22 protein-coding genes are annotated in these 23897 nt (G+C 59.2%); 18 read left to right on the top strand and 4 right to left on the bottom strand.

What is annotated here, in order from left to right; genetic code table 11:
- Positions 1-116: 116 nt before the first annotated feature.
- Positions 117-1406, bottom strand: a complete 1290-nt coding sequence (gene gltA, locus J5M73_RS12385; RefSeq protein WP_011060047.1) for a citrate synthase — start codon at positions 1404-1406, stop codon at positions 117-119.
- Positions 1407-1756: 350 nt separating this feature from the next.
- On the opposite strand from gltA, the gene sdhC reads away from it, so the two are divergent.
- The 12 genes from sdhC to J5M73_RS12325 all read left to right on the top strand — a co-directional run bounded on the left by sdhC (position 1757) and on the right by J5M73_RS12325 (position 16375).
- A complete protein-coding gene (sdhC, locus tag J5M73_RS12380) occupies positions 1757-2143 on the top strand; it encodes a succinate dehydrogenase, cytochrome b556 subunit (protein ID WP_015634665.1) in 387 nt (128 codons plus the stop codon).
- The gene (gene sdhD, locus J5M73_RS12375) at positions 2137-2505 is read left to right on the top strand and encodes a succinate dehydrogenase, hydrophobic membrane anchor protein (RefSeq protein WP_011060049.1); all 369 of its coding nucleotides are present in this window, start codon (positions 2137-2139) and stop codon (positions 2503-2505) included. The genes sdhC and sdhD overlap by 7 nt, the downstream gene beginning before the upstream one ends.
- 3 nt (positions 2506-2508) lie before the next feature.
- Positions 2509-4281 (top strand): succinate dehydrogenase flavoprotein subunit, encoded by a 1773-nt coding sequence (sdhA, locus tag J5M73_RS12370; protein WP_102863971.1) that lies wholly within the window; start codon positions 2509-2511, stop codon positions 4279-4281.
- Positions 4282-4293: 12 nt separating this feature from the next.
- Complete coding sequence (locus J5M73_RS12365) at positions 4294-4998, top strand: succinate dehydrogenase iron-sulfur subunit (protein WP_011060051.1); 705 nt, start codon at positions 4294-4296, stop codon at positions 4996-4998.
- Positions 4999-5261: 263 nt separating this feature from the next.
- A complete protein-coding gene (locus J5M73_RS12360) occupies positions 5262-8093 on the top strand; it encodes a 2-oxoglutarate dehydrogenase E1 component (RefSeq protein ID WP_102863970.1) in 2832 nt (943 codons plus the stop codon).
- Between the two features lie 42 nt (positions 8094-8135).
- A complete protein-coding gene (odhB, locus tag J5M73_RS12355; RefSeq protein WP_102863969.1) occupies positions 8136-9353 on the top strand; it encodes a 2-oxoglutarate dehydrogenase complex dihydrolipoyllysine-residue succinyltransferase in 1218 nt (405 codons plus the stop codon).
- Positions 9354-9456: 103 nt separating this feature from the next.
- Positions 9457-10893, top strand: a complete 1437-nt coding sequence (gene lpdA / locus J5M73_RS12350; RefSeq protein ID WP_102863968.1) for a dihydrolipoyl dehydrogenase — start codon at positions 9457-9459, stop codon at positions 10891-10893.
- Between the two features lie 229 nt (positions 10894-11122).
- The gene (gene sucC, locus J5M73_RS12345; protein ID WP_009047768.1) at positions 11123-12289 is read left to right on the top strand and encodes an ADP-forming succinate--CoA ligase subunit beta; all 1167 of its coding nucleotides are present in this window, start codon (positions 11123-11125) and stop codon (positions 12287-12289) included.
- Complete coding sequence (sucD, locus tag J5M73_RS12340) at positions 12289-13170, top strand: succinate--CoA ligase subunit alpha (RefSeq protein WP_068587916.1); 882 nt, start codon at positions 12289-12291, stop codon at positions 13168-13170. Before sucC ends, sucD begins: the two co-directional genes overlap by 1 nt.
- A 462-nt stretch (positions 13171-13632) precedes the next feature.
- Positions 13633-14946, top strand: a complete 1314-nt coding sequence (gene brnQ, locus J5M73_RS12335) for a branched-chain amino acid transport system II carrier protein (RefSeq protein ID WP_102863967.1) — start codon at positions 13633-13635, stop codon at positions 14944-14946.
- A gap of 169 nt (positions 14947-15115) precedes the next feature.
- Positions 15116-15853 (top strand): DUF599 family protein, encoded by a 738-nt coding sequence (locus J5M73_RS12330; RefSeq protein WP_102863966.1) that lies wholly within the window; start codon positions 15116-15118, stop codon positions 15851-15853.
- 51 nt (positions 15854-15904) lie between these two features.
- Positions 15905-16375 carry a hypothetical protein gene (locus J5M73_RS12325; protein ID WP_102863965.1) on the top strand — a complete coding sequence of 157 codons (471 nt, stop codon included), beginning with the start codon at positions 15905-15907 and terminating at the stop codon, positions 16373-16375.
- A 115-nt stretch (positions 16376-16490) separates the two neighbouring features.
- On the opposite strand, the gene J5M73_RS12320 is transcribed toward J5M73_RS12325, so the two are convergent.
- Positions 16491-16742, bottom strand: coding sequence for a hypothetical protein (locus J5M73_RS12320; RefSeq protein WP_016968094.1), 252 nt, complete (start codon positions 16740-16742; stop codon positions 16491-16493).
- 158 nt (positions 16743-16900) lie between these two features.
- Here J5M73_RS12320 and J5M73_RS12315 point away from each other — a divergent pair, with 158 nt between their 5' ends.
- From J5M73_RS12315 to J5M73_RS12300, 4 genes are all read left to right on the top strand, one after another.
- Positions 16901-17377 carry a PaaI family thioesterase gene (locus J5M73_RS12315; protein WP_102863964.1) on the top strand — a complete coding sequence of 159 codons (477 nt, stop codon included), beginning with the start codon at positions 16901-16903 and terminating at the stop codon, positions 17375-17377.
- On the top strand, positions 17374-17826 hold the full coding sequence (locus J5M73_RS12310) for a PaaI family thioesterase (protein ID WP_102863963.1): 453 nt from the start codon (positions 17374-17376) through the stop codon (positions 17824-17826). Before J5M73_RS12315 ends, J5M73_RS12310 begins: the two co-directional genes overlap by 4 nt.
- 90 nt (positions 17827-17916) lie before the next feature.
- Positions 17917-19821: a molecular chaperone HtpG gene (gene htpG, locus J5M73_RS12305; RefSeq protein WP_102864108.1), complete on the top strand. Its 1905-nt coding sequence runs from the start codon at positions 17917-17919 to the stop codon at positions 19819-19821.
- A gap of 71 nt (positions 19822-19892) precedes the next feature.
- Entirely contained in the window at positions 19893-20621 is a 729-nt protein-coding gene (locus tag J5M73_RS12300) for a dienelactone hydrolase family protein (protein WP_102863962.1), read from the top strand.
- A gap of 100 nt (positions 20622-20721) precedes the next feature.
- Here J5M73_RS12300 and J5M73_RS12295 read toward each other — a convergent pair whose 3' ends face one another.
- Together J5M73_RS12295 and J5M73_RS12290 are read right to left on the bottom strand one after the other, a co-directional pair.
- Complete coding sequence (locus tag J5M73_RS12295; RefSeq protein ID WP_102863961.1) at positions 20722-21594, bottom strand: pirin family protein; 873 nt, start codon at positions 21592-21594, stop codon at positions 20722-20724.
- A 62-nt stretch (positions 21595-21656) separates the two neighbouring features.
- Complete coding sequence (locus J5M73_RS12290; protein WP_102863960.1) at positions 21657-22073, bottom strand: OsmC family protein; 417 nt, start codon at positions 22071-22073, stop codon at positions 21657-21659.
- A 193-nt stretch (positions 22074-22266) separates the two neighbouring features.
- On the opposite strand from J5M73_RS12290, the gene J5M73_RS12285 reads away from it, so the two are divergent.
- Positions 22267-23286 carry an amidohydrolase family protein gene (locus J5M73_RS12285; RefSeq protein ID WP_102863959.1) on the top strand — a complete coding sequence of 340 codons (1020 nt, stop codon included), beginning with the start codon at positions 22267-22269 and terminating at the stop codon, positions 23284-23286.
- Between the two features lie 30 nt (positions 23287-23316).
- On the top strand, positions 23317-23781 hold the full coding sequence (locus J5M73_RS12280) for a DUF3859 domain-containing protein (protein WP_102863958.1): 465 nt from the start codon (positions 23317-23319) through the stop codon (positions 23779-23781).
- Positions 23782-23897: the final 116 nt, after the last annotated feature.

The following is a 23897-nucleotide window of genomic DNA, read 5'->3' as shown; positions in this document are numbered from 1 at the left end:
CTTCGCCGGCAAGCCGGTTCCGACAGGGGGTAGGTGAGGGGAGGGGGGCAGAAACAAATACGACCTCTGTTAGAGGCCGTATCCGGTGCAGCTAAGACGTGTGCGCAAGGCAGGTCTTACTTGCGGTCTTCCAGCTTGGTGATGTCGCGCGATTCGTAGCCGGTGTACAGCTGACGAGGACGGCCGATCTTGTAAGGACTGGAGAGCATTTCCTTCCAGTGGGAGATCCAGCCGACGGTCCGCGCCAGGGCGAAGATCACGGTGAACATGCTGGTTGGAATGCCGATCGCCTTGAGGATGATCCCCGAGTAGAAGTCGACGTTCGGGTACAAGGAGCGTTCGATGAAGTACGGATCGGTCAGGGCGATCTCTTCCAGGCGCATGGCCAGTTCGAGCTGAGGATCGTTGTTGATGCCCAGTTCTTTCAGGACTTCGTCGCAGGTCTGCTTCATTACGGTGGCGCGCGGGTCGCGGTTTTTATACACGCGGTGACCGAAGCCCATGAGTTTGAACGGATCGTTCTTGTCCTTGGCCTTGGCGATGAACTTGTCGATGTTCGAGACATCGCCAATTTCGTCGAGCATGGTCAGTACGGCTTCGTTGGCACCGCCGTGGGCAGGGCCCCAGAGCGCGGCGATACCGGCAGCGATACAGGCGAACGGGTTGGCGCCCGAGGAGCCGGCAAGGCGTACGGTGGAAGTCGAGGCGTTCTGTTCGTGGTCGGCGTGGAGGATGAAGATCCGGTCCATCGCCTTGGCCAGTACCGGGCTGATCGGTTTGATCTCGCACGGGGTGTTGAACATCATGTGCAGGAAGTTTTCCGCGTACGACAGGTCGTTGCGCGGATACATCATCGGCTGGCCCATGGAGTACTTGTAAACCATCGCTGCCAGGGTCGGCATCTTGGCGACCAGGCGCACGGCGGAAATTTCGCGGTGCTGCGGGTTATTGATGTCCAGGGAGTCGTGGTAGAACGCCGAGAGTGCGCCCACTACGCCGCACATTACCGCCATTGGGTGGGCGTCGCGGCGGAAACCGTTGAAGAAGCTCTTCAGCTGCTCGTGAACCATGGTGTGGTTTTTCACGGTGCTGACGAACTGGGCCTTCTGTTCGGCGGTGGGCAATTCACCGTTGAGCAGCAGGTAGCAGGTTTCCAGGTAGTCCGACTTTTCAGCCAGCTGTTCGATCGGGTAGCCGCGGTGCAGCAGAATGCCGTTGTCGCCGTCGATATAGGTGATTTTCGACTCGCAGGAGGCGGTCGACATGAAACCCGGGTCAAAAGTGAAGCGGCCCGTGGCCGTCAGGCCCCGAACATCAATTACATCGGGACCAACGGTGCCGGTTAAAATGGGCAGCTCGACGGGGGCTGCGCCCTCGATGATCAACTGCGCTTTTTTGTCAGCCATGTGGCCTCCTATTTATGCTTGAAATCATCAGACAGACCCCCCACGCAGGGCCCGCACCACTATAGTGAGATAAATCTGAATGTCAATTTGCCTAAAGTCTTGTCCCAGAAGGCTTTGGGAGGGATTTTTTAGCGAAATTCAGCGCCATTTACGCCTTTTATAAGGCTAACGCAATCAGCTATTAGGGGAAGGTGTTTGCGTTGTCATTAGTAGCCTAACTGTCTATACTCGGCCACCGACCTCCGTAGGCTTCTGGGCCCGCTTTATTGGGGGTCGCACTCCCTGGGTAGTGGTTACCTGACCAGTGCACTCCCCAACAACTTTGCCCTGATTGTTAGGGGCTCTTCAGTGTGAAAAAAGCCGTGAATAGCCAACGACCTGTAAACCTAGACCTAAGGACCATCAAACTCCCCATCACCGGCGTTACGTCGTTTCTTCACCGTGTTTCCGGCATCATCCTCTTCCTGGGCATCGGCATCATGCTTTATGCATTGAGCAAATCCCTGGGCTCCGAGGAAGGCTATGCCGAGGTGAAGGCGTGCTTGACCAGTCCGCTGGCCAAATTCGTTGCGTGGGGCCTCCTGTCCGCCTTGCTGTATCACTTGGTGGCCGGTGTACGCCATCTGATTATGGACATGGGCATCGGTGAGACGCTGGAAGGCGGCAAGCTGGGCTCGAAAATCGTTATCGCCGTATCCGTGGTGGTAATCGTTCTGGCGGGAGTTTGGATATGGTAACCAGCGTTACGAACCTGTCGCGTTCGGGCCTTTATGACTGGATGGCACAGCGTGTGTCTGCGGTCGTTCTCGCGGCTTATTTCATTTTCCTGATCGGATACCTCGTAGCGAATCCGGGCATTGACTACACCCAGTGGCATGGCCTGTTCGCAAACAACTGGATGCGTATCTTCAGTCTGCTGGCCATGGTGGCCCTGGGCGCTCACGCCTGGGTCGGCATGTGGACCATCTCGACTGACTACCTGACGCCGATGGCGCTGGGCAAGTCGGCGACAGCAGTGCGTTTCCTTTTCCAGGCAGTATGCGGCGTTGCAATGTTCGCTTACTTCGTCTGGGGTGTGCAGATTCTCTGGGGTATCTGATTCATGGCTAACATTCCAACCATTTCTTTCGACGCCATCATCATTGGCGGCGGCGGCGCCGGCATGCGTGCCGCACTGCAGCTGGCCCAGGGCGGCCACAAGACTGCTGTGATCACCAAGGTGTTCCCGACCCGTTCGCACACTGTGTCTGCCCAAGGCGGCATCACTTGCGCGATCGCCTCGGCGGACCCGAACGATGACTGGCGCTGGCACATGTACGATACCGTCAAGGGTTCCGACTACATCGGTGACCAGGACGCTATCGAATACATGTGTCAGGAAGGTCCGGCTGCGGTCTTCGAGCTGGACCACATGGGTCTGCCGTTCTCTCGTACTGAAACCGGTCGTATCTATCAGCGTCCTTTCGGTGGTCAATCCAAGGATTACGGTAAGGGCGGCCAGGCTGCTCGTACCTGTGCTGCGTCCGACCGTACCGGTCACGCGCTGCTGCACACCCTCTATCAAGGCAACCTGAAAGCCGGCACCACCTTCCTCAACGAGTGGTACGCGGTCGATCTGGTGAAGAACCAGGACGGCGCCTTTGTCGGCGTGATCGCGATCTGCATCGAAACCGGCGAAACCACCTACATCCGCTCCAAGGCCACCGTTCTGGCTACCGGCGGTGCAGGTCGTATCTATGCTTCCACCACCAACGCCCTGATCAACACCGGTGACGGTGTAGGCATGGCGCTGCGTGCCGGCGTTCCGGTGCAAGACATCGAAATGTGGCAGTTCCACCCGACCGGTATCGCCGGCGCTGGTGTACTGGTGACTGAAGGCTGCCGCGGTGAAGGCGGTTACCTGATCAACAAGCACGGCGAGCGTTTCATGGAGCGTTATGCTCCGAACGCCAAAGACCTGGCAGGTCGTGACGTTGTTGCACGCTCCATGGTCAAGGAAATCATCGCCGGCAACGGCTGTGGCCCGAATGGCGACCACGTGATGCTCAAGCTCGATCACCTGGGCGAGGAAGTGCTGCACAGCCGCCTGCCTGGCATCTGCGAGCTGTCCAAGACCTTTGCCCACGTTGACCCGGTGGTTGCTCCGGTTCCGGTCGTTCCAACCTGCCATTACATGATGGGCGGCGTTGCCACCAACATTCATGGTCAGGCGATCACTCAGAACGCTGCTGGCGAAGACACCATCATCCCTGGTCTGTTCGCAGTGGGTGAAGTGGCTTGCGTATCGGTACACGGCGCCAACCGTCTGGGCGGCAACTCGCTGCTGGACCTGGTGGTGTTCGGTCGTGCAGCTGGCCTGCACCTGGAAAAAGCGCTGACCGACGGTATCGAATACCGCGATGCCAGCGACACCGACGTCGACGTTGCCCTGAACCGCCTGGCCAAGCTCAACGAGCGCGCCACCGGTGAAGACGTTGCAACCCTGCGCCGCGAGCTGCAGAACTGCATGCAGAACTACTTCGGTGTATTCCGTACCGGCGAGTACATGCAGAAGGGTATTGCTCAGCTGGCTGAGCTGCGCGAGCGTATCGCCAACGTCAAGATCAACGACAAGTCTCAAGCTTTCAACACTGCGCGTATCGAAGCACTTGAGCTGCAGAACCTGCTGGAAGTGGCTGAAGCCACTGCCATCGCTGCCGAAGTGCGTAAAGAGTCCCGCGGCGCTCACGCCCGTGAAGACTTCGAAGACCGTGACGACGAAAACTGGCTGTGCCACACCCTGTACTTCCCGGGTGAGAAGCGCGTTGCCAAGCGTGCGGTCAACTTCTCGCCGAAGACTGTTCCGACTTTTGAACCAAAAGTCCGGACTTACTAAAGGGTGATCGATATGTTGCAAGTTGAAGTTTATCGTTACAACCCTGACACCGACTCGGCTCCGAAAACCCAGGTTTTCCAGGTCGACACCGGTGGCAAGGACTTGATGGTGCTGGACGTGCTGGCGCTGATCAAAGAGCAGGACGAGGGTTTCTCCTATCGTCGTTCCTGCCGTGAAGGCGTTTGCGGTTCCGATGGTATGAACATCAACGGCAAGAACGGCCTGGCGTGCATCACGCCACTGTCCGCCGTGGTCAAGAAGAACAAGCTGGTTGTTCGTCCGCTGCCAGGTCTGCCGGTTATCCGTGACCTGGTCGTCGATATGAGCATCTTCTACAAGCAATACGAGAAGGTGAAGCCATTCCTGCAGAACGACACGCCGGCTCCGGCCATCGAGCGTCTGCAGTCCCCGGAAGAGCGCGAAAAGCTCGACGGTCTGTACGAGTGCATCCTGTGCGCTTGCTGCTCGACCTCTTGCCCGTCCTTCTGGTGGAACCCGGACAAGTTCCTGGGTCCGGCTGCTCTGCTGCAAGCCTATCGCTTCCTGGCAGACAGCCGTGACACCAAGACATCCGAGCGTCTGGCTTCCCTGGACGACCCGTTCAGCGTATTCCGCTGCCGGGGGATCATGAACTGCGTCAACGTTTGTCCGAAGGGCCTGAACCCGACTAAGGCCATCGGTCACATTCGTAACATGTTGCTGCAGAGTGGCGTGTGATTCAGCTGTTGTACCCGTAGGACCGCTGTACCCGTAAAAGCCAAGGCGCGGGCTTCAACCCGCGTCATGGCTCTAACCTGAGCAGCAGCTCACAAAGTGGCTGCTTTTATTTTTGAAGAAATGAGACAAGCAGGGGCATCCGGGCTGGTACCCGGACTATCAGCGTGATCCTAAGTGGCTTGTTTTGGTCGCTGCATTCGGACTTCTGCAAGCTTGCTCGGTGTCTTCGCCGGTGGTGTTCCCCTAACCGAGGGTGACCAAGCATGCAAGAAAGCGTGATGCAGCGCATGTGGAACAGCGCCTACCTATCCGGTAGTAACGCTGCCTATGTGGAAGAGCTCTACGAGCTCTACCTGCACGACCCTAACGCTGTGCCAGAAGAGTGGCGCACTTACTTTCAGAAGTTGCCTACCGACGGCAGCACTGCCATCGATGTTTCGCACTCGACAATCCGCGATCATTTCGTCTTGCTGGCAAAGAACCAGCGCCGCGCCCAACCGGTATCCGCCGGCAGCGTGAGCAGTGAGCACGAGAAGAAGCAAGTTGAAGTGCTGCGATTGATCCAGGCCTATCGGATGCGTGGCCACCAGGCAGCCCAGCTGGACCCGCTGGGGCTGTGGCAGCGTCCTGCACCTGCAGACCTGTCGATCAATCATTACGGCTTGACCAATGCCGATCTTGATACGACCTTCCGTGCCGGCGACCTGTTCATCGGCAAAGAGGAAGCGAGCCTACGCGAAATTCACGAAGCGTTGCAGCAGACATATTGCCGCACCATCGGCGCTGAATTCACGCACATCACCGATTCCGAACAGCGTCAGTGGTTCCAGCAGCGTCTGGAAAGCGTACGCGGCCGTCCGACCTATTCCGCCGACATCAAGAGCCACTTGCTCGAGCGCGTCACCGCCGGCGAAGGCCTGGAAAAATACCTGGGTACCAAATACCCGGGCACCAAGCGTTTCGGTCTGGAAGGTGGTGAAAGCCTGATTCCAATGCTCGACGAGCTGATCCAGCGTTCCGGTTCCTACGGCACCAAGGAAGTCGTGATCGGCATGGCTCACCGTGGCCGTCTCAACGTGCTGGTCAACACCTTCGGCAAGAACCCGCGCGAGCTGTTCGACGAGTTCGAAGGCAAGAAGAAGGTCGAGCTGGGCTCCGGTGACGTTAAGTATCACCAGGGCTTCTCGTCCAACGTGATGACCGCCGGCGGCGAAGTTCACCTGGCCATGGCGTTCAACCCGTCCCACCTGGAAATCGTTTCTCCAGTGGTCGAGGGTTCGGTGCGCGCCCGTCAGGATCGTCGCAACGACCAGACCGGCGACAAGGTTCTGCCGATCTCGATCCACGGTGACGCGGCGTTTGCCGGTCAGGGCGTGGTGATGGAAACCTTCCAGATGTCCCAGACCCGCGGTTTCCGCACCGGCGGCACTGTGCACATCGTGATCAACAACCAGGTAGGTTTCACCATCAGCAACCCGCTGGACTCGCGCTCCACCGAGTACGCTACCGACGTTGCGAAGATGATCCAGGCGCCGATTCTCCATGTGAATGGTGATGATCCGGAAGCCGTGTTGTTCGTGACCCAGCTGGCCATTGACTACCGCATGCAGTACAAGCGCGACGTGGTGATCGACCTGGTCTGCTACCGTCGTCGCGGCCACAACGAGGCCGACGAGCCAAGCGGCACCCAGCCACTGATGTATCAGCAGATCACCAAGCAGCGCACCACCCGTGAGCTGTATGCCGATCGCCTGATCCAGAGCGGTGTGCTCGACGCAGAGCGTGTTCAGGCGAAAGTCGATGAGTACCGCAATGCGCTGGACAACGGTCTGCACGTAGTGAAGAGCCTGGTCAAGGAACCGAACAAAGAGTTGTTCGTGGACTGGCGTCCATACCTGGGCCACACCTGGACCGCACGTCACGACACCACCTTCGATCTCAAGACCCTGCAGGAACTGTCCGCCAAGTTGCTGGAGCTGCCGGAAGGCTTCGTGGTTCAGCGTCAGGTTGCGAAGATCTACGAAGACCGTCAGAAGATGCAAGCCGGCGGCCTGCCGATCAACTGGGGTTACGCTGAAACCATGGCGTACGCGACCCTGGCGTTCGAAGGTCACCCGATCCGCATGACCGGCCAGGACATCGGCCGCGGCACCTTCTCGCACCGCCACGCCGTTCTGCACAACCAGAAAGATGCCAGCACTTATGTGCCGCTCAAGCATCTGTTCGAAGGGCAGCCGCGCTTTGACCTGTACGACTCCTTCCTGTCGGAAGAGGCGGTACTGGCATTCGAATACGGCTACTCGACCACCACGCCGAACGCGCTGGTGATCTGGGAAGCCCAGTTCGGCGACTTCGCCAACGGTGCGCAAGTGGTGATCGACCAGTTCATCACCAGCGGCGAGCACAAGTGGGGCCGTCTCTGCGGTCTGACCATGCTGCTGCCTCACGGTTACGAAGGTCAGGGCCCTGAGCACTCCTCGGCGCGTCTGGAGCGTTACCTGCAACTGTGTGCCGAGCACAACATTCAGGTGTGCATGCCGACCACTCCGGCACAGATCTACCACTTGCTGCGCCGTCAGGTGATCCGCCCTCTGCGCAAGCCACTGGTGGTTCTGACTCCGAAGTCGCTGCTGCGCCACAAGCTGGCCATATCGACTCTGGAAGATCTGGCCGAAGGTTCGTTCCAGACCGTGATTCCGGAAATCGACGTACTGGACCCGAAAAAGGTCGAGCGCCTGATTCTGTGTAGCGGCAAGGTCTACTACGACCTGTTGGAAAAACGCCGTGCCGAAGGTCGTGAAGACATCGCCGTCGTGCGTATTGAGCAGCTGTACCCGTTCCCTGAGGACGATCTGAACGAAGTCCTGGCTCCGTATACCAACCTCAAGCATGTGGTTTGGTGTCAGGAAGAGCCGATGAACCAGGGCGCCTGGTACTGCAGCCAGCACCATATGCGTCGCATCGTAGGCAATCACGACAAGTCGCTCGTACTCGAGTACGCGGGCCGTGACGCCTCTGCTGCGCCTGCTTGTGGCTACGCGTCGATGCACGCCGAGCAGCAGGAAAAACTGCTGCAAGATGCCTTCACTGTTTAACGCCTTCGCGCACCTGAAACCGAATTTAAGGAACCACTGATAATGGCTATCGAGATCAAAGCCCCCACTTTCCCGGAATCGGTTGCCGATGGCACCGTTGCCACCTGGCACAAGCAACCGGGCGAAGCCGTCAAGCGCGACGAGCTGATCGTCGACATCGAGACCGACAAGGTTGTGCTGGAAGTGCTGGCCACCGCTGACGGCGTGCTGGGCGCTATCGTCAAGAACGAAGGCGACACCGTTCTGTCCGACGAAGTTCTGGGCTCCATCGTTGAAGGCGGTGCCGCTACCGCTGCTCCTGCCGCCGCTCCGGCCGCTGCCGCTGCTGCCCCGGCTGCCGCTGACGGCGAAGACGATCCAATCGCCGCTCCTGCCGCGCGCAAGCTGGCTGAAGAAAACGGCATCAACATCGCTTCCGTTGCCGGTACCGGCAAAGGCGGTCGTGTGACCAAGGAAGACGTGGTGGCTGCCGTTGCCGCCAAGAAAGCCGCTCCGGCTGCCGCGCCTGCCAAGGCTCCGGCTCCAGCCGCTGCTGCTCCAGTCTTCGCTGCCGGCGATCGCGTCGAGAAGCGCGTACCTATGACCCGTCTGCGGGCCAAGGTTGCCGAGCGTCTGGTTGAAGCCCAGTCGAACATGGCCATGCTGACCACCTTCAACGAAGTCGACATGACCGAAGTCATGGCTCTGCGTTCGAAGTACAAAGACCTGTTCGAGAAGTCCCACAATGGCGTGCGCCTGGGCTTCATGTCGTTCTTCGTCAAGGCCGCCACCGAAGCGCTGAAGCGCTTCCCTGCGGTCAACGCTTCGATCGACGGTTCCGACATCGTCTACCACGGCTACGCCGACATCGGTGTTGCGGTGTCCAGCGACCGTGGCCTGGTGGTTCCGGTTCTGCGTAACGCCGAGCTGATGAGCCTGGCCGAAATCGAAGGCGGCATCGCCACCTTCGGCAAGAAGGCCCGCGACGGCAAGCTGTCGATGGAAGAGATGACCGGTGGTACTTTCACCATCACCAACGGTGGTACTTTCGGTTCGATGATGTCGACCCCGATCGTCAACCCACCGCAAGCCGCTATCCTGGGCATGCACAACATCCTGCAACGTCCTATGGCGATCAACGGCCAGGTAGTAATCCGTCCGATGATGTACCTGGCGCTGTCCTACGATCACCGTCTGATCGACGGTAAAGAAGCTGTGACGTTCCTGGTGACCATCAAGAACCTGCTGGAAGACCCGGCGCGTCTGCTCCTGGACATCTAAAAAGCAGTTGCAAGCTGCAAGCGACAAGTTCCGAGCCCTTAAGGCAAGGGACTTCAAGCTTGCGGCTTGCGGCTTCTAGCTTGCCGTTAAAAGGAACCTTTTTATGACTCAGAAATTCGACGTAGTAGTGATTGGCGCGGGCCCAGGCGGTTATGTAGCTGCAATCAAGGCAGCACAGCTTGGTCTGACGACTGCTTGCATCGAGAAGTACACCGATAAAGAGGGCAAGCTGGCCCTCGGCGGTACTTGCCTGAACGTCGGTTGCATTCCTTCCAAGGCGCTGCTGGACAGCTCCTGGAAATTCCATGAGGCCCAGGACGGTTTCGCCATCCACGGTATCAGCCACGCTGGCGTGACCATGGACGTACCGGCCATGGTCGGTCGCAAGGCCAACATCGTCAAAGGCCTGACCAGCGGTGTTGCCACCCTGTTCAAAGCCAACGGCGTCACTTCGATCCAAGGCCACGGCAAACTGCTGGCCGGCAAGAAAGTCGAAGTCACCAAGCCGGACGGTTCGGTTGAAGTCATCGAAGCTGAAAACGTGATCCTGGCTCCAGGTTCGCGTCCAATCGACATTCCACCAGCCCCGGTCGATCAGAATGTCATCGTCGACTCCACCGGCGCCCTGGAATTCCAGGCCGTACCAAAACGTCTGGGCGTGATCGGCGCTGGCGTTATTGGTCTGGAACTGGGCTCGGTCTGGTCGCGTCTGGGCGCGCAAGTGACTGTCCTGGAAGCCCTGGACACCTTCCTGATGGCAGCTGACACCGCTGTTTCCAAGGAAGCGCTGAAAACCCTGACCAAGCAGGGTCTGGACATCAAGCTGGGCGCTCGCGTGACCGGCTCCAAGGTCAACGGCGAAGAAGTCGTGGTGACCTACACCGACGCCAACGGCGAACAGACCATCACTTTCGACAAGCTGATTGTCGCCGTTGGTCGCCGTCCGGTGACCACCGATCTGCTGGCTGCCGACTGCGGCGTAACCCTCGACGAGCGCGGTTTCGTGCACGTTGACGATCACTGCGCTACTACCGTACCGGGCGTCTACGCCATTGGTGACGTGGTGCGCGGCATGATGCTGGCTCACAAGGCCTCGGAAGAGGGCATCATGGTTGCCGAGCGCATCAAGGGCCACAAGGCCCAGATGAACTATGACCTGATCCCTTCGGTTATTTATACTCACCCGGAAATTGCATGGGTCGGTAAAACCGAGCAGGCCTTGAAAGCTGAAGGCGTTGAAGTTAACGTCGGCACCTTTCCGTTTGCCGCCAGCGGCCGTGCCATGGCAGCCAACGACACCGGTGGTTTCGTCAAAGTCATCGCCGATGCCAAGACTGACCGCGTATTGGGCGTCCACGTGATTGGCCCAAGCGCTGCGGAACTGGTTCAGCAAGGTGCAATCGGCATGGAATTCGGCACCAGCGCCGAAGACCTGGGCATGATGGTTTTCTCTCATCCGACCCTGTCCGAAGCCCTGCACGAAGCAGCTCTGGCTGTGAATGGCACTGCCATCCACATTGCCAACCGCAAGAAACGCTAAGCAATAATAAGAAACCACGGCGGTTGGCCCGTCGTGAGCCTTGTGCGCAAGACTCACCGCGGAATATCCGCTGGACTCGACCTCTTGAGGTAGCGCCACACACTGGATCGGGGCCCAGGCTCCGGGTTCAGGTGTGGCGCTGGTTTGAGAGTAGCGGTCACAGGTGGTGCGGCACTCAATCTTGAGCGCAGCGCCGAATGCGCAGTACCTAACGAAGACGGTAAAAAGCATGAATCTTCACGAGTATCAGGGTAAGCAGCTGTTCGCTGAATACGGCCTGCCAGTATCCAAAGGCTACGCGGTAGACACCCCGGAAGAAGCAGCAGAAGCTTGCGACAAAATCGGCGGCTCCGAGTGGGTTGTCAAAGCCCAGGTTCACGCCGGTGGTCGCGGTAAAGCGGGCGGCGTTAAGCTGGTTCGCAGCAAAGAAGACGCTAAGGCATTCGCTCAGCAGTGGTTGGGCAAGCGTCTGGTGACCTATCAGACTGACGCCAACGGCCAGCCTGTCACCAAGATCCTGGTTGAATCGTGCACTGATATCGCTAAAGAGCTGTACCTGGGCGCTGTCGTTGACCGTTCGAGCCGTCGCATCGTGTTCATGGCTTCCACCGAAGGTGGCGTGGACATCGAGAAAATCGCTCACGACACTCCAGAAAAAATTCTGAAAGCCACTATCGACCCACTGGTTGGCGCTCAGCCATTCCAGGGTCGCGAGCTGGCTTTCCAGCTGGGTCTGGAAGGCAAGCAAGTTGCCCAGTTCGCTAAGATCTTCGTGGGTCTGGCCAAACTGTTCCAGGATCACGATCTGGCCCTGCTGGAAGTGAACCCGCTGGTGATCAAGGCTGACGGCGATCTGCACTGCCTGGACGCCAAGATCAACATCGACGCCAACGCCATGTACCGTCAGCCTAAGCTGAAGACCTTCCACGATCCGTCGCAGGACGATCCGCGCGAAGCGCACGCTGCCAAGTTCGAACTGAACTACGTAGCCCTGGAAGGCAACATCGGCTGCATGGTCAACGGTGCCGGCCTGGCCATGGGTACCATGGACATCGTCAACCTGCACGGCGGTAAGCCAGCCAACTTCCTCGACGTGGGCGGCGGTGCTACCAAAGAGCGCGTGACCGAAGCTTTCAAGATCATCCTGTCCGACACCAACGTCGCAGCAGTACTGGTCAACATCTTCGGCGGCATCGTTCGCTGCGACATGATTGCCGAAGGCATCATCGGCGCTGTGAAAGAAGTCGGCGTGAAAATCCCGGTTGTTGTTCGCCTTGAAGGCAACAACGCTGAACTGGGCGCTAAAGTACTGGCAGAAAGCGGCTTGAACATCATCGCTGCTACCAGCCTGACCGACGCTGCTCAACAAGTTGTCAAAGCTGCGGAGGGCAAATAATGAGCGTCCTGATCAATAAAGACACCAAAGTTATCTGCCAGGGTATTACCGGTTCGCAAGGTAGTTTCCACACCCAGCAAGCCATCGAATACGGCACCCAGATGGTGGGTGGCGTAACTCCTGGCAAAGGCGGCACCGAGCACCTGGGCCTGCCAGTGTTCAACACCGTGAAAGACGCTGTAGCTGCCACTGGCGCCACCGCCAGCGTGATCTACGTTCCGGCTCCTTTCTGCAAGGACTCGATCCTGGAAGCAGCTTTCGGCGGCATCAAGCTGATCGTCTGCATCACCGAAGGCATTCCTACCCTGGACATGCTGGACGCTAAAGTTAAGTGCGACGAGCTGGGTGTTACCCTGATCGGCCCTAACTGCCCAGGCGTGATCACTCCAGGCGAATGCAAGATCGGCATCATGCCAGGTCACATTCACTTGCCAGGCAAGGTCGGTATCGTTTCCCGTTCCGGCACCCTGACTTACGAAGCCGTCAAGCAGACCACTGACGCCGGTTTCGGTCAGTCCACCTGCGTCGGCATCGGTGGTGACCCGATCCCAGGCTCCAACTTCATCGACATCCTGAAGCTGTTCCAGGAAGACCCGAAGACCGAAGCGATCGTGATGATCGGCGAGATCGGCGGTTCGGCTGAAGAAGAAGCGGCTGCCTACATCAAGGCTCACGTGACCAAGCCGGTTGTTTCCTACATCGCTGGTGTGACTGCTCCTCCGGGCAAGCGCATGGGCCATGCTGGCGCAATCATCTCTGGCGGCAAAGGCACTGCAGACGAGAAATTCGCTGCGCTGCAAGACGCAGGCGTGAAAACCGTGCGTTCGCTGGCAGACATCGGCAAGGCCCTGGCCGAGCTGACCGGTTGGGCTGTCAAGTAAGCCTCGCGCTTAACTGACGCTTCAACCACAAAGGCCACCTTCGGGTGGCCTTTGTGCTTTCTGCCGTAGGAGCCGGCTTGCTGGGAAGAGGCCTTCAGTTCAGTTGCTGCCTTGGGGGAGGGCTTCGCTGGCAAGCCAGCTCCTATACAAGCCGCGCTTACCTAATTCGGCTTCTATAGGCTTCGGCTCCCAGCATGCTGGCTGGTGTGCGGGGATGGGATTAAGCCCGATGGAAATATAATTTCGAAAATGCGACATCCCAATGTCGCATATCAGAAAATTCTCATTGCGCCGGTGCGTTCGTCTTGCAGATTCGGTAGGCTAGCTGCCTCTTTTTGCGTCTGCTGCCCACAAGGTAACTGCGCGCTAAACGGGTCAGTCTTATACGGATTGACAGCATTTCCCTCACCCATAAGGGAAATCCCTCTCTAAATTCCGATTCAGTAGTGTGGTATTTCCTTAATGAAAGTGTTGAAAGGCCAGGACATTCTGGCACTCGGCTTCATGACTTTTGCCCTGTTCGTTGGGGCTGGCAACATCATCTTTCCTCCTATCGTCGGTTTGCAGTCCGGACCCCATGTCTGGATGGCGGCGCTAGGTTTTCTGATCACGGCGGTCGGCCTGCCAGTGATCACCGTGGTTGCCCTGGCCAAGGTCGGTGGCGCCATGGATGCCCTGAGCAGCCCCATCGGTAAAGTCGCTGGCGGTCTGTTGGCGGCGGTCTGCTACCTGGCGGTTGGCCCGCTGTTCGCCACGCCGCGCACGGCCACTGTGTCCTTTGAAGTGGGCCTGGCGCCACTGACTGGCGAGAGCCCGCTGGCGCTGTTCCTCTACAGCTCGGCCTACTTCCTGCTGGTGTTCTTCATCTCCCTGTATCCGGGCCGCTTGTTGGATACCGTTGGCCGTTTCCTGGCGCCGTTGAAGATCATCGCGCTGGCGGTTCTGGGTATTGCAGCGGTCGCGCTGCCAGCGGGTACTGTTGGCGAGGCCACGCCCGAATATGTGGCAGCGCCGTTTTCTCAAGGTTTCATCAATGGTTACCTGACCATGGATACCTTGGGCGCTCTGGTGTTCGGTATCGTTATCGTCAACGCCATTCGCTCGCGAGGAGTCGAGTCGCCTCGACTTATCACCCGTTACGCGGTGATCGCCGGTCTGATCGCCGGGGTTGGTCTGGCCCTGGTTTATATCAGCCTGTTCCGTCTCGGTTCGGGCAGCCATGAAGTGGCCGCCGGTGCCACCAATGGCGCGGCGGTGCTGCATGCCTATGTCCAACACACCTTTGGCTCCCTGGGCAGCGGCTTCCTCGCGGTACTGATCTCCCTGGCTTGCCTGGTGACCGCTGTGGGCCTGACCTGTGCCTGCGCCGAGTATTTCAGCCGCGTAACACCGTTGTCCTATAAGACTCTGGTGGTGATCCTCGCGGTCTTCTCGCTGTTGGTGTCGAACCTTGGCCTGACCAAGCTGATCGCCTTCTCGATCCCGGTACTGACCGCCATTTATCCACCGTGCATTGCCCTGGTGGCCCTGAGCTTCTGCAAGGACTTCTGGCGGGACCAGCGGCGTATCGTTGGCCCGGTGATGCTGGTGTCTTTCGTGTTCGGTCTGATCGATGCGCTCAAGGGGGCCGGCCTGGCCGATGGTTTGCCTAGCCAGCTGGCCCACTTGCCGTTGAGCGAGCAAGGCCTGGCCTGGCTGGTGCCTTCGGTGATCGTCCTGGCGGTTGCGGTGATTTTCGACCGTATTCTGGGCAAGCCGGCCCAAGCCCTGGCTTGATCTGCCGCTGATGGCTCTGGATCGCCACAAGCGATCCATGAGCGCCAAGGAAAATGCCTCGTATCCATCGATACGGGGCATTTTTTATGGGGCTTGGGCGGTGTCTTTTTCCTCGGCGTGGCGTCGAAGCAGTGTCCTTGTCTTTTGCCAACGCCTTACAGGAATTTGCATGTCGTTTGTCCAAGCCAACCTGATTCATCTACTGGCCGCTCTGTGGTTCGTCGTCTGCTGGGGCGGCTATACCCGCTATGCCACCTGGAAGGGCCGGGACACGGCATGCCTGGCCAGTGTCCTGCACCTTTACCGCGAGGATTGGATGCGTCGCATGCTGCTGCGGGACAACCGTATCGCCGACGCCAGTGTGATCGGCAACCTGGAGCGCAACGCTTCGTTCTTCGCTTCCAGTACCCTGATCATCCTGGCAGGCATCCTCACAGTGCTCGGTGCATCGGAGCGCGCGGTGTCGCTGCTGGCGGACATTCCGCTGGTGCAGCAGGCGTCCCAGGGCATGTCGGAGATCAAGTTGCTGTGCCTGGCGCTGGTGTTCGTATATGCCTTTTTCACCTTCAGCTGGTGCATGCGCCAGTACAACTTTGCGGCGGTGCTGGTGGGGTCGGCGCCGATGATCGGCGAGCGACATGTCTCCGAACAGGAGCGCAAGGCGTTTGCTTTGCGGGCAGCCCGGGTGATTTCCATGGCGGCCAACCAGTTCAACTTCGGGCTGCGTTCCTACTATTTCGGCATGACCATGCTGGCCTGGTTCGTCAGCCCCTGGTTGTTCATGCTGATGAGTGCAGGCGTGGTGTTCGTCCTGTACCGGCGGGAGTTTCATTCCGACGTACTTGACGTCATGGTCTATACCCCGACTGAACAGCCTTTGGCCGATAGCTCCAAAGACGCAGTCTGAGCGGGGAGGGCTGATCGATTGATCTGTTGCCCGGTTAAAAGGAGTTGGCCAATGAGTAAGCTGCGTGCCCTGATGTGCCTGTGCCTTTCATTCATTTTGTTGTCCGGTTGCCGGGTGCAAACCCTATATCTGAATGGCGACGCCCGTGGCCAGGTGGTGGATGCATTGAGCGGCATGCCGATCGCCGGGGCCAGGGGCACCTTGTGTGGGGCGCAGTTCCTGACTGGCGAGGACGGACGCTTCCAGGTCGAGCAGGCAACCGACTGGGAGCTGGTGATGGTGCTGGCCGGCCGCGCGCCCCAGGACACCCCGCACCCTTGCTACATGAGTATCACCGCGGTCGATTACCAGACTCGCCAGTGGTTGGCACCCTTTACCGCCCACTACGACTTTCCCATCAGGCTATTGCCCGTATCCAGTTCCTTGCGCTATGGGTTGGAGACTTCAGCCAGGGGAGTGTCTGGACACCCGTTGCAGGCAGAGCCGCTCCAGAATGAGTTGTTCCTGGATTCAGGGTATTGAGCGTCAGTGCTTAGTTATCTATTCGACAACTAAATACCGTTGTATTGAGCTGTTGTTTTGCAGACATGAAAAAGCCCGCACTTGGCGGGCTTTTTGGTGTTGCGCTAAAACCGACTTAGTTGGTTTTAGGTGCTGCTTCCTTGGCGCTTTCTTCAGCAGCGGCCTTGTTGGATTCAGCCTGATCTTTGGCGGCTTCGGCGTTTTCTTTCGCTGCCTCGTTCACTTTATCCTGAGCTTCGTTCATTTTTTGTTGAGCTTGCTCAGCATGTTGGTTGGCATCTTGAGCTTTGTCCTCGGATTTTTTGTCGCAGGCAGCCAGACCGAGGGAAGCGGTCAGCATCAGGGCAATAGCTAAAGTCTTACGCATGGGGTGTTTCTCCTTAGTGAAGATATCTACTGGCCTTTCGATCATGGCCTTGTGATTTAAGTTCCTTGAGGCTCACAGATATATTAAGTATTCGTTTCACGGAACTTTTGTCTGCTTCATTCAATGCACATTCCTGACAATAACAAGAGGCATAAGCCATGGTGCAGAACCCAATTTTCGAGCGTGCGACGCGCTTTCTTTCCGCTCTGCGCCACTGTCAGGTGCTGGATATCAGGGTACACAGCGCCTCGGTGGAAGGCATGACTCTGACCTTGCCCTACAGCCCGCAGATTGTCGGTGACCCGCAAACCGGGATCATTCATGGCGGCGCCTTGACCACGCTGATGGACAGCGCCTGCGGCATGGCCACGCTTTGTGTGCTGCCGGAGTTCGAAGTGTGTCCGACCCTGGACCTGCGCATAGACTATATGCATCCGGCGATGCCTCATCACGACGTGCACGGCTTTGCCCAGTGTTACCGGGTCACCACTGACGTGATCTTCACCCGTGGCTTTGCCTATCAGGACGATCCCGAACGCCCCGTGGCCCACGTGGTCGGAACCTTCATGCGCATGGGCAAGGGGCTCAAGGGCAGTCGTGGGTTCGCCGGCTCCATCAAGGGAGAGCGGGCATGAGCGCGGGTCTTGCAGGGTTGTTGGAGCAGGCTCGTCAGCAGGGCGATTACGCTGCGTTGCTGGAGCAGATTCCCTACGCCAGACTGATCGGCATCGAGTGCACGCCGCTGGGGGATGAGCTGCTGTTTCGCCTGCCGGCCAATAAGGACAATATCGGCAATCCTCTGCTGCCGGCCCTGCACGGTGGGGTGATTGCCGGTTTTATGGAGCTGGCGGCAGCCTTGCATTTGTTGATTCTCACCGGCTCGCCCGGCGTGCCGAAGATCATCGATTTTTCCCTCGACTACCTGCGTGCCGGACAGTTTCGTGACACCTTCGCTCGCTGCCAGGTGTGGCGGCAGGGGAGGAGGGTGGCCAACGTCGCCATCACGGCCTGGCAGAGCACCGCCGACGAGCCAATTGCTACCGCCCGGGCACATTTCAAGATTGAAGAGAGTCTCGCCCCTTGAAATCCAGTCAGCTACCCCCACTTCCATGTCATCCCGCCGCTCTCCGCTTCCGGAGCGCGACCACAGCCATCTGATTGGAGTTTGATGACCATGAGTGTGGAAACTCAAAAGGAAACCCTGGGCTTCCAGACCGAGGTGAAGCAACTGCTGCACCTCATGATCCATTCGTTGTATTCCAACAAGGAAATCTTCCTTCGCGAATTGATCTCGAACGCCTCTGACGCCGTCGACAAATTGCGTTTCGAAGCCCTGTCCAAGCCCGAGTTGCTGGAAGGTGGCGCCGAACTGAAAATCCGTGTGAGCTTCGACAAGGACGCGAAAACCGTCACCCTCGAAGACAACGGTATCGGCATGAGCCGTGAAGATGTCATCACTCACCTGGGGACCATCGCCAAGTCCGGCACTGCTGATTTTATGAAGAACCTCACCGGCGACCAGAAGAAGGACTCGCACCTGATCGGTCAGTTCGGCGTGGGTTTCTACTCCGCGTTCATCGTTGCCGACCAGGTTGAAGTGTTCAGCCGTCGTGCCGGCCTGCCGGCCAGCGAAGGCGTGCACTGGTCGTCCAAGGGCGAAGGCGAGTTCGAAGTGGCGACCCTCGACAAGGCCGAGCGCGGTACCCGCATCGTCCTGCACCTCAAATCCGGTGAAGACGAGTTCGCCGATGGCTGGCGCCTGCGCAACATCATCAAGAAGTACTCCGACCACATCGCGCTGCCGATCGAGTTGCCCAAAGAAGCCGCTGCCGCCGAAGGCGAAGAGAAACCGGCGTTGGAGTGGGAAACCGTCAACCGCGCCAGTGCCCTGTGGACCCGTCCGCGTACCGAGATCAAGGACGAGGAATACCAGGAGTTCTACAAGCACATCGCCCATGACTTCGAGAACCCGCTGAGCTGGAGCCACAACAAGGTCGAAGGCAAGCTGGAGTACAGCTCGCTGCTCTACGTGCCGGCCCGTGCACCGTTCGATCTGTACCAGCGTGAAGCGCCGAAGGGCCTCAAGCTGTACGTACAGCGCGTGTTCGTCATGGATCAGGCTGAGTCCTTCCTGCCGCTGTACCTGCGCTTCATCAAGGGCGTGGTGGATTCCAACGACCTGTCGCTGAACGTCTCGCGGGAAATCCTGCAGAAAGACCCGATCATCGACTCGATGAAATCGGCACTGACCAAGCGCGTCCTCGACATGCTGGAAAAACTGGCGAAGAACGAGCCAGAGCAATACAAGGGCTTCTGGAAGAACTTTGGCCAGGTGATGAAGGAAGGCCCGGCCGAAGACTTCGCCAACAAGGAAAAGATCGCCGGCCTGCTGCGCTTCGCGTCCACTCAGGGCGACGACGGCGAGCAGAACGTGTCCCTGGCCGACTACCTGGCTCGCGCCAAGGAAGGTCAGGACAAGATCTACTTCCTCACCGGCGAATCCTACGCTCAGGTGAAGAACAGCCCGCATCTGGAAGTCTTCCGCAAGAAAGGCATCGAAGTGCTGCTGCTCACCGACCGTATCGACGAGTGGCTGATGAGCTACCTCAACGAATTCGACGGCAAGAGCTTTGTCGATGTGGCGCGTGGTGACCTGGACCTGGGCAACCTGGACTCGGAAGAGGACAAGAAGGCTGCCGAGGAAGTCGCCAAGACCAAGGAAGGCCTGGTGGAGCGGATCAAGACCGCCCTGGGCGAGAGCGTCAGCGAAGTTCGGGTTTCCCACCGCCTGACCGACTCCCCGGCGATCCTGGCCATCGGCGAGCAGGACCTGGGGCTGCAAATGCGCCAGATCCTTGAAGCCAGCGGGCAGAAGGTTCCGGATTCCAAGCCGATCTTCGAGTTCAACCCGACTCACCCGCTGATCGAGAAACTCGACGGTGAGCAGAGCGAAGAGCGCTTTGGCGACCTGTCGCACATCCTCTTCGATCAGGCGGCCCTGGCGGCCGGTGACAGCTTGAAAGACCCGGCGGCCTATGTGCGCCGACTGAACAAGCTGCTGGTTGAACTGTCGGTTTAACCACGTTGCAAGAAAAACCCGCTTCGGCGGGTTTTTTCATTCTGGTGTCCCTCTACTGGAGAAGCTGAGTCATGAGTCAAATCACAGTGCGTTCCGTGGTCTATCAGATCGATGGCCAGTCCTATGAAGGTCGACTGGCCTTCGATGCCGCCCATCAAGGCGCGCGCCCGGGGTTGCTGATGGCGCCGAACTGGATGGGCGTCAGCGCCGGCGCGGAGAAGATCGCCGAGGCGGTGGCGGCCAAGGGCTACGTGGTACTGATCGCTGATCTGTATGGCCAGTCGCTGCGTCCCAGCGATGCCAGTGAGGCCGGGGCCGCGATGATGCCGCTCAAGGATGACCGGGCGTTGTTGCGCAAGCGCATGCAGGCGGCCTTTGCGGCCTTGCAGAGTCAGGGCGAAGCAGCGGTGGACACTTCCAGGCTGGCCACCTTCGGCTTCTGCTTTGGTGGCTGCTGTGCCCTGGAGCTGGCCCGCAGTGGCGCGCCAGTGAAGGCGGCGGTGTCGTTTCACGGCACCCTGGACACCCCCAACCCTAGCGACGCGAACAATATCAAGGGTTCGGTACTGGTACTGCACGGTGCGGCGGACCCGTTAGTGGCCAAGGAGCAACTGCCGGCCTTCGAGGCGGAAATGGATGCGGCGGGTGTGGACTGGCAACTGGTCAGCTATGGCGGTGCGGTGCATTCCTTCACCGATACCCACGCCAATGTACCGGGCAAGATGATGTACGACGCCAAGACCTCGGCGCGGGCCTTCGCCACCATGCATTACCTGCTGGACGAAGTTTTCCGCGGCTGACCTGTCGCCCCTGATTCCGGAGCTGGCTTGCCAGCGAAGGCGTCAGTGAGAGCAACGCCAGACTCACGGGCCTGTTCGCCGGCAAGCCGACTCCTAGCGATCAGTGGCGGGCGGGTGGCAATTCGATGCGCTCGCTTTCTCCCGGCACCTGCGGCCAATCACCGGCCGCCCAGCGTTGGCGCGCCTCCTCGATACGCGCCGGATTGCTGGCCACGAAGTTCCAATTGATCCGGCGCGGACCGTCCAGGGGCGCGCCGCCGATCAGCACTGCGTGACAATCGCTTTCGGCGAACAGCGTGGCGTTCTCCCCCTCCGGCAATACCACTAGCGCGTGCACGGGCAAAGGCTCGCCGTCCAGTTGTGCCGCGCCGCCCAGTACATACAGCGCGCGCTGCGGGTGCTCGGTGGGAATCAGCAGGCTGGTGGCGGTCTGCAGTCGCAGTTCGGCGTACAGGGTGGGGGAGAGTACCGGCACCGGCGATTCCAGGCAGAAGCCGCTGCCGGCGATCATGCGGATGCTCACCCCCAGGTTGTCGCTCACCGGCAGGCTGCTGGCCGGGTGATGGCTGTAATGCCCCGGGCCTTGCTCCTGCTCTTGGGGCGAGGCCAGCCAGACCTGCAGGCCGTGCATGGCGAACCCCTGGGCCAGCAAGGGGGCTGGCGTGCGTTCGACATGGGCGATGGCGCTGCCGGCGGTCATCCAGCTGACGTCTCCGGCCTCCACGATCTGGTCGGAGCCCAGGCTGTCCTTGTGCTGGATCTGCCCGGCGAACAGGTAGGTCAAGGTGGACAGGCCGATATGCGGATGTTGGCGGATATTCATGCCCTTGCCCGGCGGGTAGCGGGTTTCCAGCATATGGTCGAAGAACACGAAAGGCCCGACACTGCGGCACTGGGCCGAAGGCAGGGGGCGCAGGATGGGCTGGCCTTCAACGTCCTCGGCACGGGGACGGATCACGAGGGGTGAGTTCATGGCGGATTCCAGGCTGATGGGGTTATGCCCGGGAGCATAACCCGCGTGTGCCAGCCTTGCCGCTATTGGCTGAAGGCGCCTTCGGACAGGTGAGTCTCGATGCTGACTTCGCTGGTGGTCATCAGCTTGTGGATCGGGCAACGGTCGGCCACCCGGTGCAACTCCTCACGCTGGGCGTCGGTGAGCACGCCCTTGAGGGTCAGCTTTACATGCAGGGCGTATTTGCCTTGCGGCTCCTGGCTGTTGTCGTGCTTGAGCTCCACCGTGACCCCGGTCAGCGGGATGTTCTTCTTCTGCGCATAGAGCTTCAGGGTCAGGGCCTTGCAGGCCCCCAGGGCGGCATCGAAGTAGTCATGGGGCTCGGGGGCGGTGCCTTCGCCACCGGCGTACTGGGGCAGGTCGGTGAACAACTGGTGGTCATCCACCTGGATGCTGTGGCGGAAACCTTCGCTGGACTCGGTATTGACGGTAATGGTCATGGCAAACCTCAGGCAGTGATGAATATCGGATCAGGCTGTAAAGGTGCTGAAGTTATAGAGCATGGGGAGCCACAGGCGTTCCCCTTTTTTCTGAACCTGCTGCTGGGGTGCAGGGTCTACCCGGCTGCAACCCTTTGGAGACGCTGCGGTGTACTGGAATCATTTATACGGAACCTGCCTCGCAGCGTTGCTGATGCTGCTGCCCGGCGTGGCGGCCCAGGCACGGGATTACCGCTACAGCGATGCTCACTTGCATTACGTGGACTTCTTCCAGGAATCCGCGGGCATGGATGCGTTGCTCGAGGCCATGGCTGACAACCGTATTGAACAGGTGATGATTTCCGGAATTCCGGTGGCCAAGAAATGGCACGAGGATGAACCCAAGCGTCCACGCTATTACGCCGGTGATGATGCTGATGCCTACTGGTACAGCGCCACCGACGTGCTGGTGGCGGCTGCGGTTAAGCAACTGCCCCCTGAGCAGCGTCAGCGTTTTCATCCCTTCCTGTCCGGTTTCAATCCCAATGACAAGAACTCCGCGGCGCATATCCAGCGCATGCTCGACCTTGATCCGGGGCTGTGGCAGGGCATCGGTGAGGTCTTCACCCGCCATGACGACCTCACGGCCTTGACTGCCGGAGACACGCCACGGGCCAACAACGAGGCGATGACCAAGGTCTATCACCTGGCGGCGGAGAACGACCTGCCGGTCATGCTGCATTCCAACATCACCTCCAAGCGCGAACGCAACCCGCTGTACCTGGCAGAAATCGAAGCGCCGCTGCGCAATCACCCCCATACGCGCTTTATCTGGGCCCACGCTGGCACCAGCGCCGAGATCCATCGTCACCAGACCCGCCTGGAATTCCTGCTGCCGACCCTGACGCGGCTGCTGGAGAGCTACCCCAATCTGTACATCGACCTGTCCTGGAGCCTGCTCACGCCCTATCTGCTGGATGAGCAGGGCAACCCCAGCCAGGCCTGGCTGCAGTTGGTGGAGCGCTTCCCGGAGCGCTTCATGCTCGGTTCGGATGTGGTCGGGCGCTTCAACAAGCTGGGGCGCGAGCTGCACAGCTTCGATGTCTTCCTCGATGCCTTGCCGGAGGAGGTGGCGCGCAAGGTGGCCCATGACAATTTCCTCGCCATCCTTCCCGCCAAAAGTCGCCCTTGGCAGGCCCCAGTCTGTCATCAGCCTGTCACGCCTGCTTCATAAGCTCGCGCCATCTCAATCAAGGAGCGCGATATGCACCTCACTCGTTTAAGCGCATTGGCGGCGCTGATGATCTTCACTGGCCTGGCCAGTGCCGAAGTCCGTGTTGAAGGACCGGTGGAATACGGCGTGTTCGAAGGGCCCAAGGCCGAGCTGCAATCGGGGGAGCGGGTGCTGCGCCGCAGCAACGAGAAGATCCAGCAAACCTCGGTGGTGCCCGCCAAGCTGGGGACCAAGTTCGGTATGCGTTACCAGTTGCTGGGCAAGGTGGCCGAGGATCAGCCCCTGACTCTGCTCTACCTGACTCCGGGCATCCGTACCCCGGACGGGGCGCGCCACGACAAGTTCGAGATCACCCAGAAACTGGTACCCAATGCACCTCAGGATGTGATGGCCTACGAATTCACGGAGAACCATGAAGTGGTGCCCGGCGAATGGCACTTCATGGTCTTTCAGGGCGACCGTTTGTTGGCAGAACAGCGATTTTCTGTGCGCTGAATCGTTTTACGCCCAAGTATTGGAGTGCTAGGGCGTTTTGATATCACGTTTTTGTCTTACGCAATTTTCCAACGGCCCGATACCGTCTAAGAGCACCCTGCTGCAAGTTCTTGCAG

This window comes from Pseudomonas sp. 50_B, from assembly GCF_017491625.1.
In the GTDB taxonomy this organism is placed as follows: domain Bacteria; phylum Pseudomonadota; class Gammaproteobacteria; order Pseudomonadales; family Pseudomonadaceae; genus Aquipseudomonas; species Aquipseudomonas danubii.
Note: the sequence above shows the minus strand (reverse complement) of the source record. Positions and strands in the feature narration are given on the sequence as shown.

Bases quoted from the DNA above. Each gene is read 5' to 3' on its own strand.
- J5M73_RS12295 (WP_102863961.1), bottom strand. From the start codon at position 21,594: ATGAACTCACCCCTCGTGATCCGTCCCCGTGCCGAGGACGTTGAAGGC.
- odhB (WP_102863969.1), top strand. From the start codon at position 8,136: ATGGCTATCGAGATCAAAGCCCCCACTTTCCCGGAATCGGTTGCCGAT.
- J5M73_RS12330 (WP_102863966.1), top strand. From the start codon at position 15,116: ATGTCGTTTGTCCAAGCCAACCTGATTCATCTACTGGCCGCTCTGTGG.
- sucC (WP_009047768.1), top strand. From the start codon at position 11,123: ATGAATCTTCACGAGTATCAGGGTAAGCAGCTGTTCGCTGAATACGGC.
- sdhA (WP_102863971.1), top strand. From the start codon at position 2,509: ATGGCTAACATTCCAACCATTTCTTTCGACGCCATCATCATTGGCGGC.
- htpG (WP_102864108.1), top strand. From the start codon at position 17,917: ATGAGTGTGGAAACTCAAAAGGAAACCCTGGGCTTCCAGACCGAGGTG.
- J5M73_RS12310 (WP_102863963.1), top strand. From the start codon at position 17,374: ATGAGCGCGGGTCTTGCAGGGTTGTTGGAGCAGGCTCGTCAGCAGGGC.
- J5M73_RS12360 (WP_102863970.1), top strand. From the start codon at position 5,262: ATGCAAGAAAGCGTGATGCAGCGCATGTGGAACAGCGCCTACCTATCC.
- J5M73_RS12290 (WP_102863960.1), bottom strand. From the start codon at position 22,073: ATGACCATTACCGTCAATACCGAGTCCAGCGAAGGTTTCCGCCACAGC.
- gltA (WP_011060047.1), bottom strand. From the start codon at position 1,406: ATGGCTGACAAAAAAGCGCAGTTGATCATCGAGGGCGCAGCCCCCGTC.
- J5M73_RS12285 (WP_102863959.1), top strand. From the start codon at position 22,267: ATGCTGCTGCCCGGCGTGGCGGCCCAGGCACGGGATTACCGCTACAGC.
- lpdA (WP_102863968.1), top strand. From the start codon at position 9,457: ATGACTCAGAAATTCGACGTAGTAGTGATTGGCGCGGGCCCAGGCGGT.
- J5M73_RS12300 (WP_102863962.1), top strand. From the start codon at position 19,893: ATGAGTCAAATCACAGTGCGTTCCGTGGTCTATCAGATCGATGGCCAG.
- J5M73_RS12315 (WP_102863964.1), top strand. From the start codon at position 16,901: ATGGTGCAGAACCCAATTTTCGAGCGTGCGACGCGCTTTCTTTCCGCT.
- sdhD (WP_011060049.1), top strand. From the start codon at position 2,137: ATGGTAACCAGCGTTACGAACCTGTCGCGTTCGGGCCTTTATGACTGG.
- J5M73_RS12325 (WP_102863965.1), top strand. From the start codon at position 15,905: ATGAGTAAGCTGCGTGCCCTGATGTGCCTGTGCCTTTCATTCATTTTG.
- J5M73_RS12280 (WP_102863958.1), top strand. From the start codon at position 23,317: ATGCACCTCACTCGTTTAAGCGCATTGGCGGCGCTGATGATCTTCACT.
- brnQ (WP_102863967.1), top strand. From the start codon at position 13,633: ATGAAAGTGTTGAAAGGCCAGGACATTCTGGCACTCGGCTTCATGACT.
- J5M73_RS12320 (WP_016968094.1), bottom strand. From the start codon at position 16,742: ATGCGTAAGACTTTAGCTATTGCCCTGATGCTGACCGCTTCCCTCGGT.
- J5M73_RS12365 (WP_011060051.1), top strand. From the start codon at position 4,294: ATGTTGCAAGTTGAAGTTTATCGTTACAACCCTGACACCGACTCGGCT.
- sucD (WP_068587916.1), top strand. From the start codon at position 12,289: ATGAGCGTCCTGATCAATAAAGACACCAAAGTTATCTGCCAGGGTATT.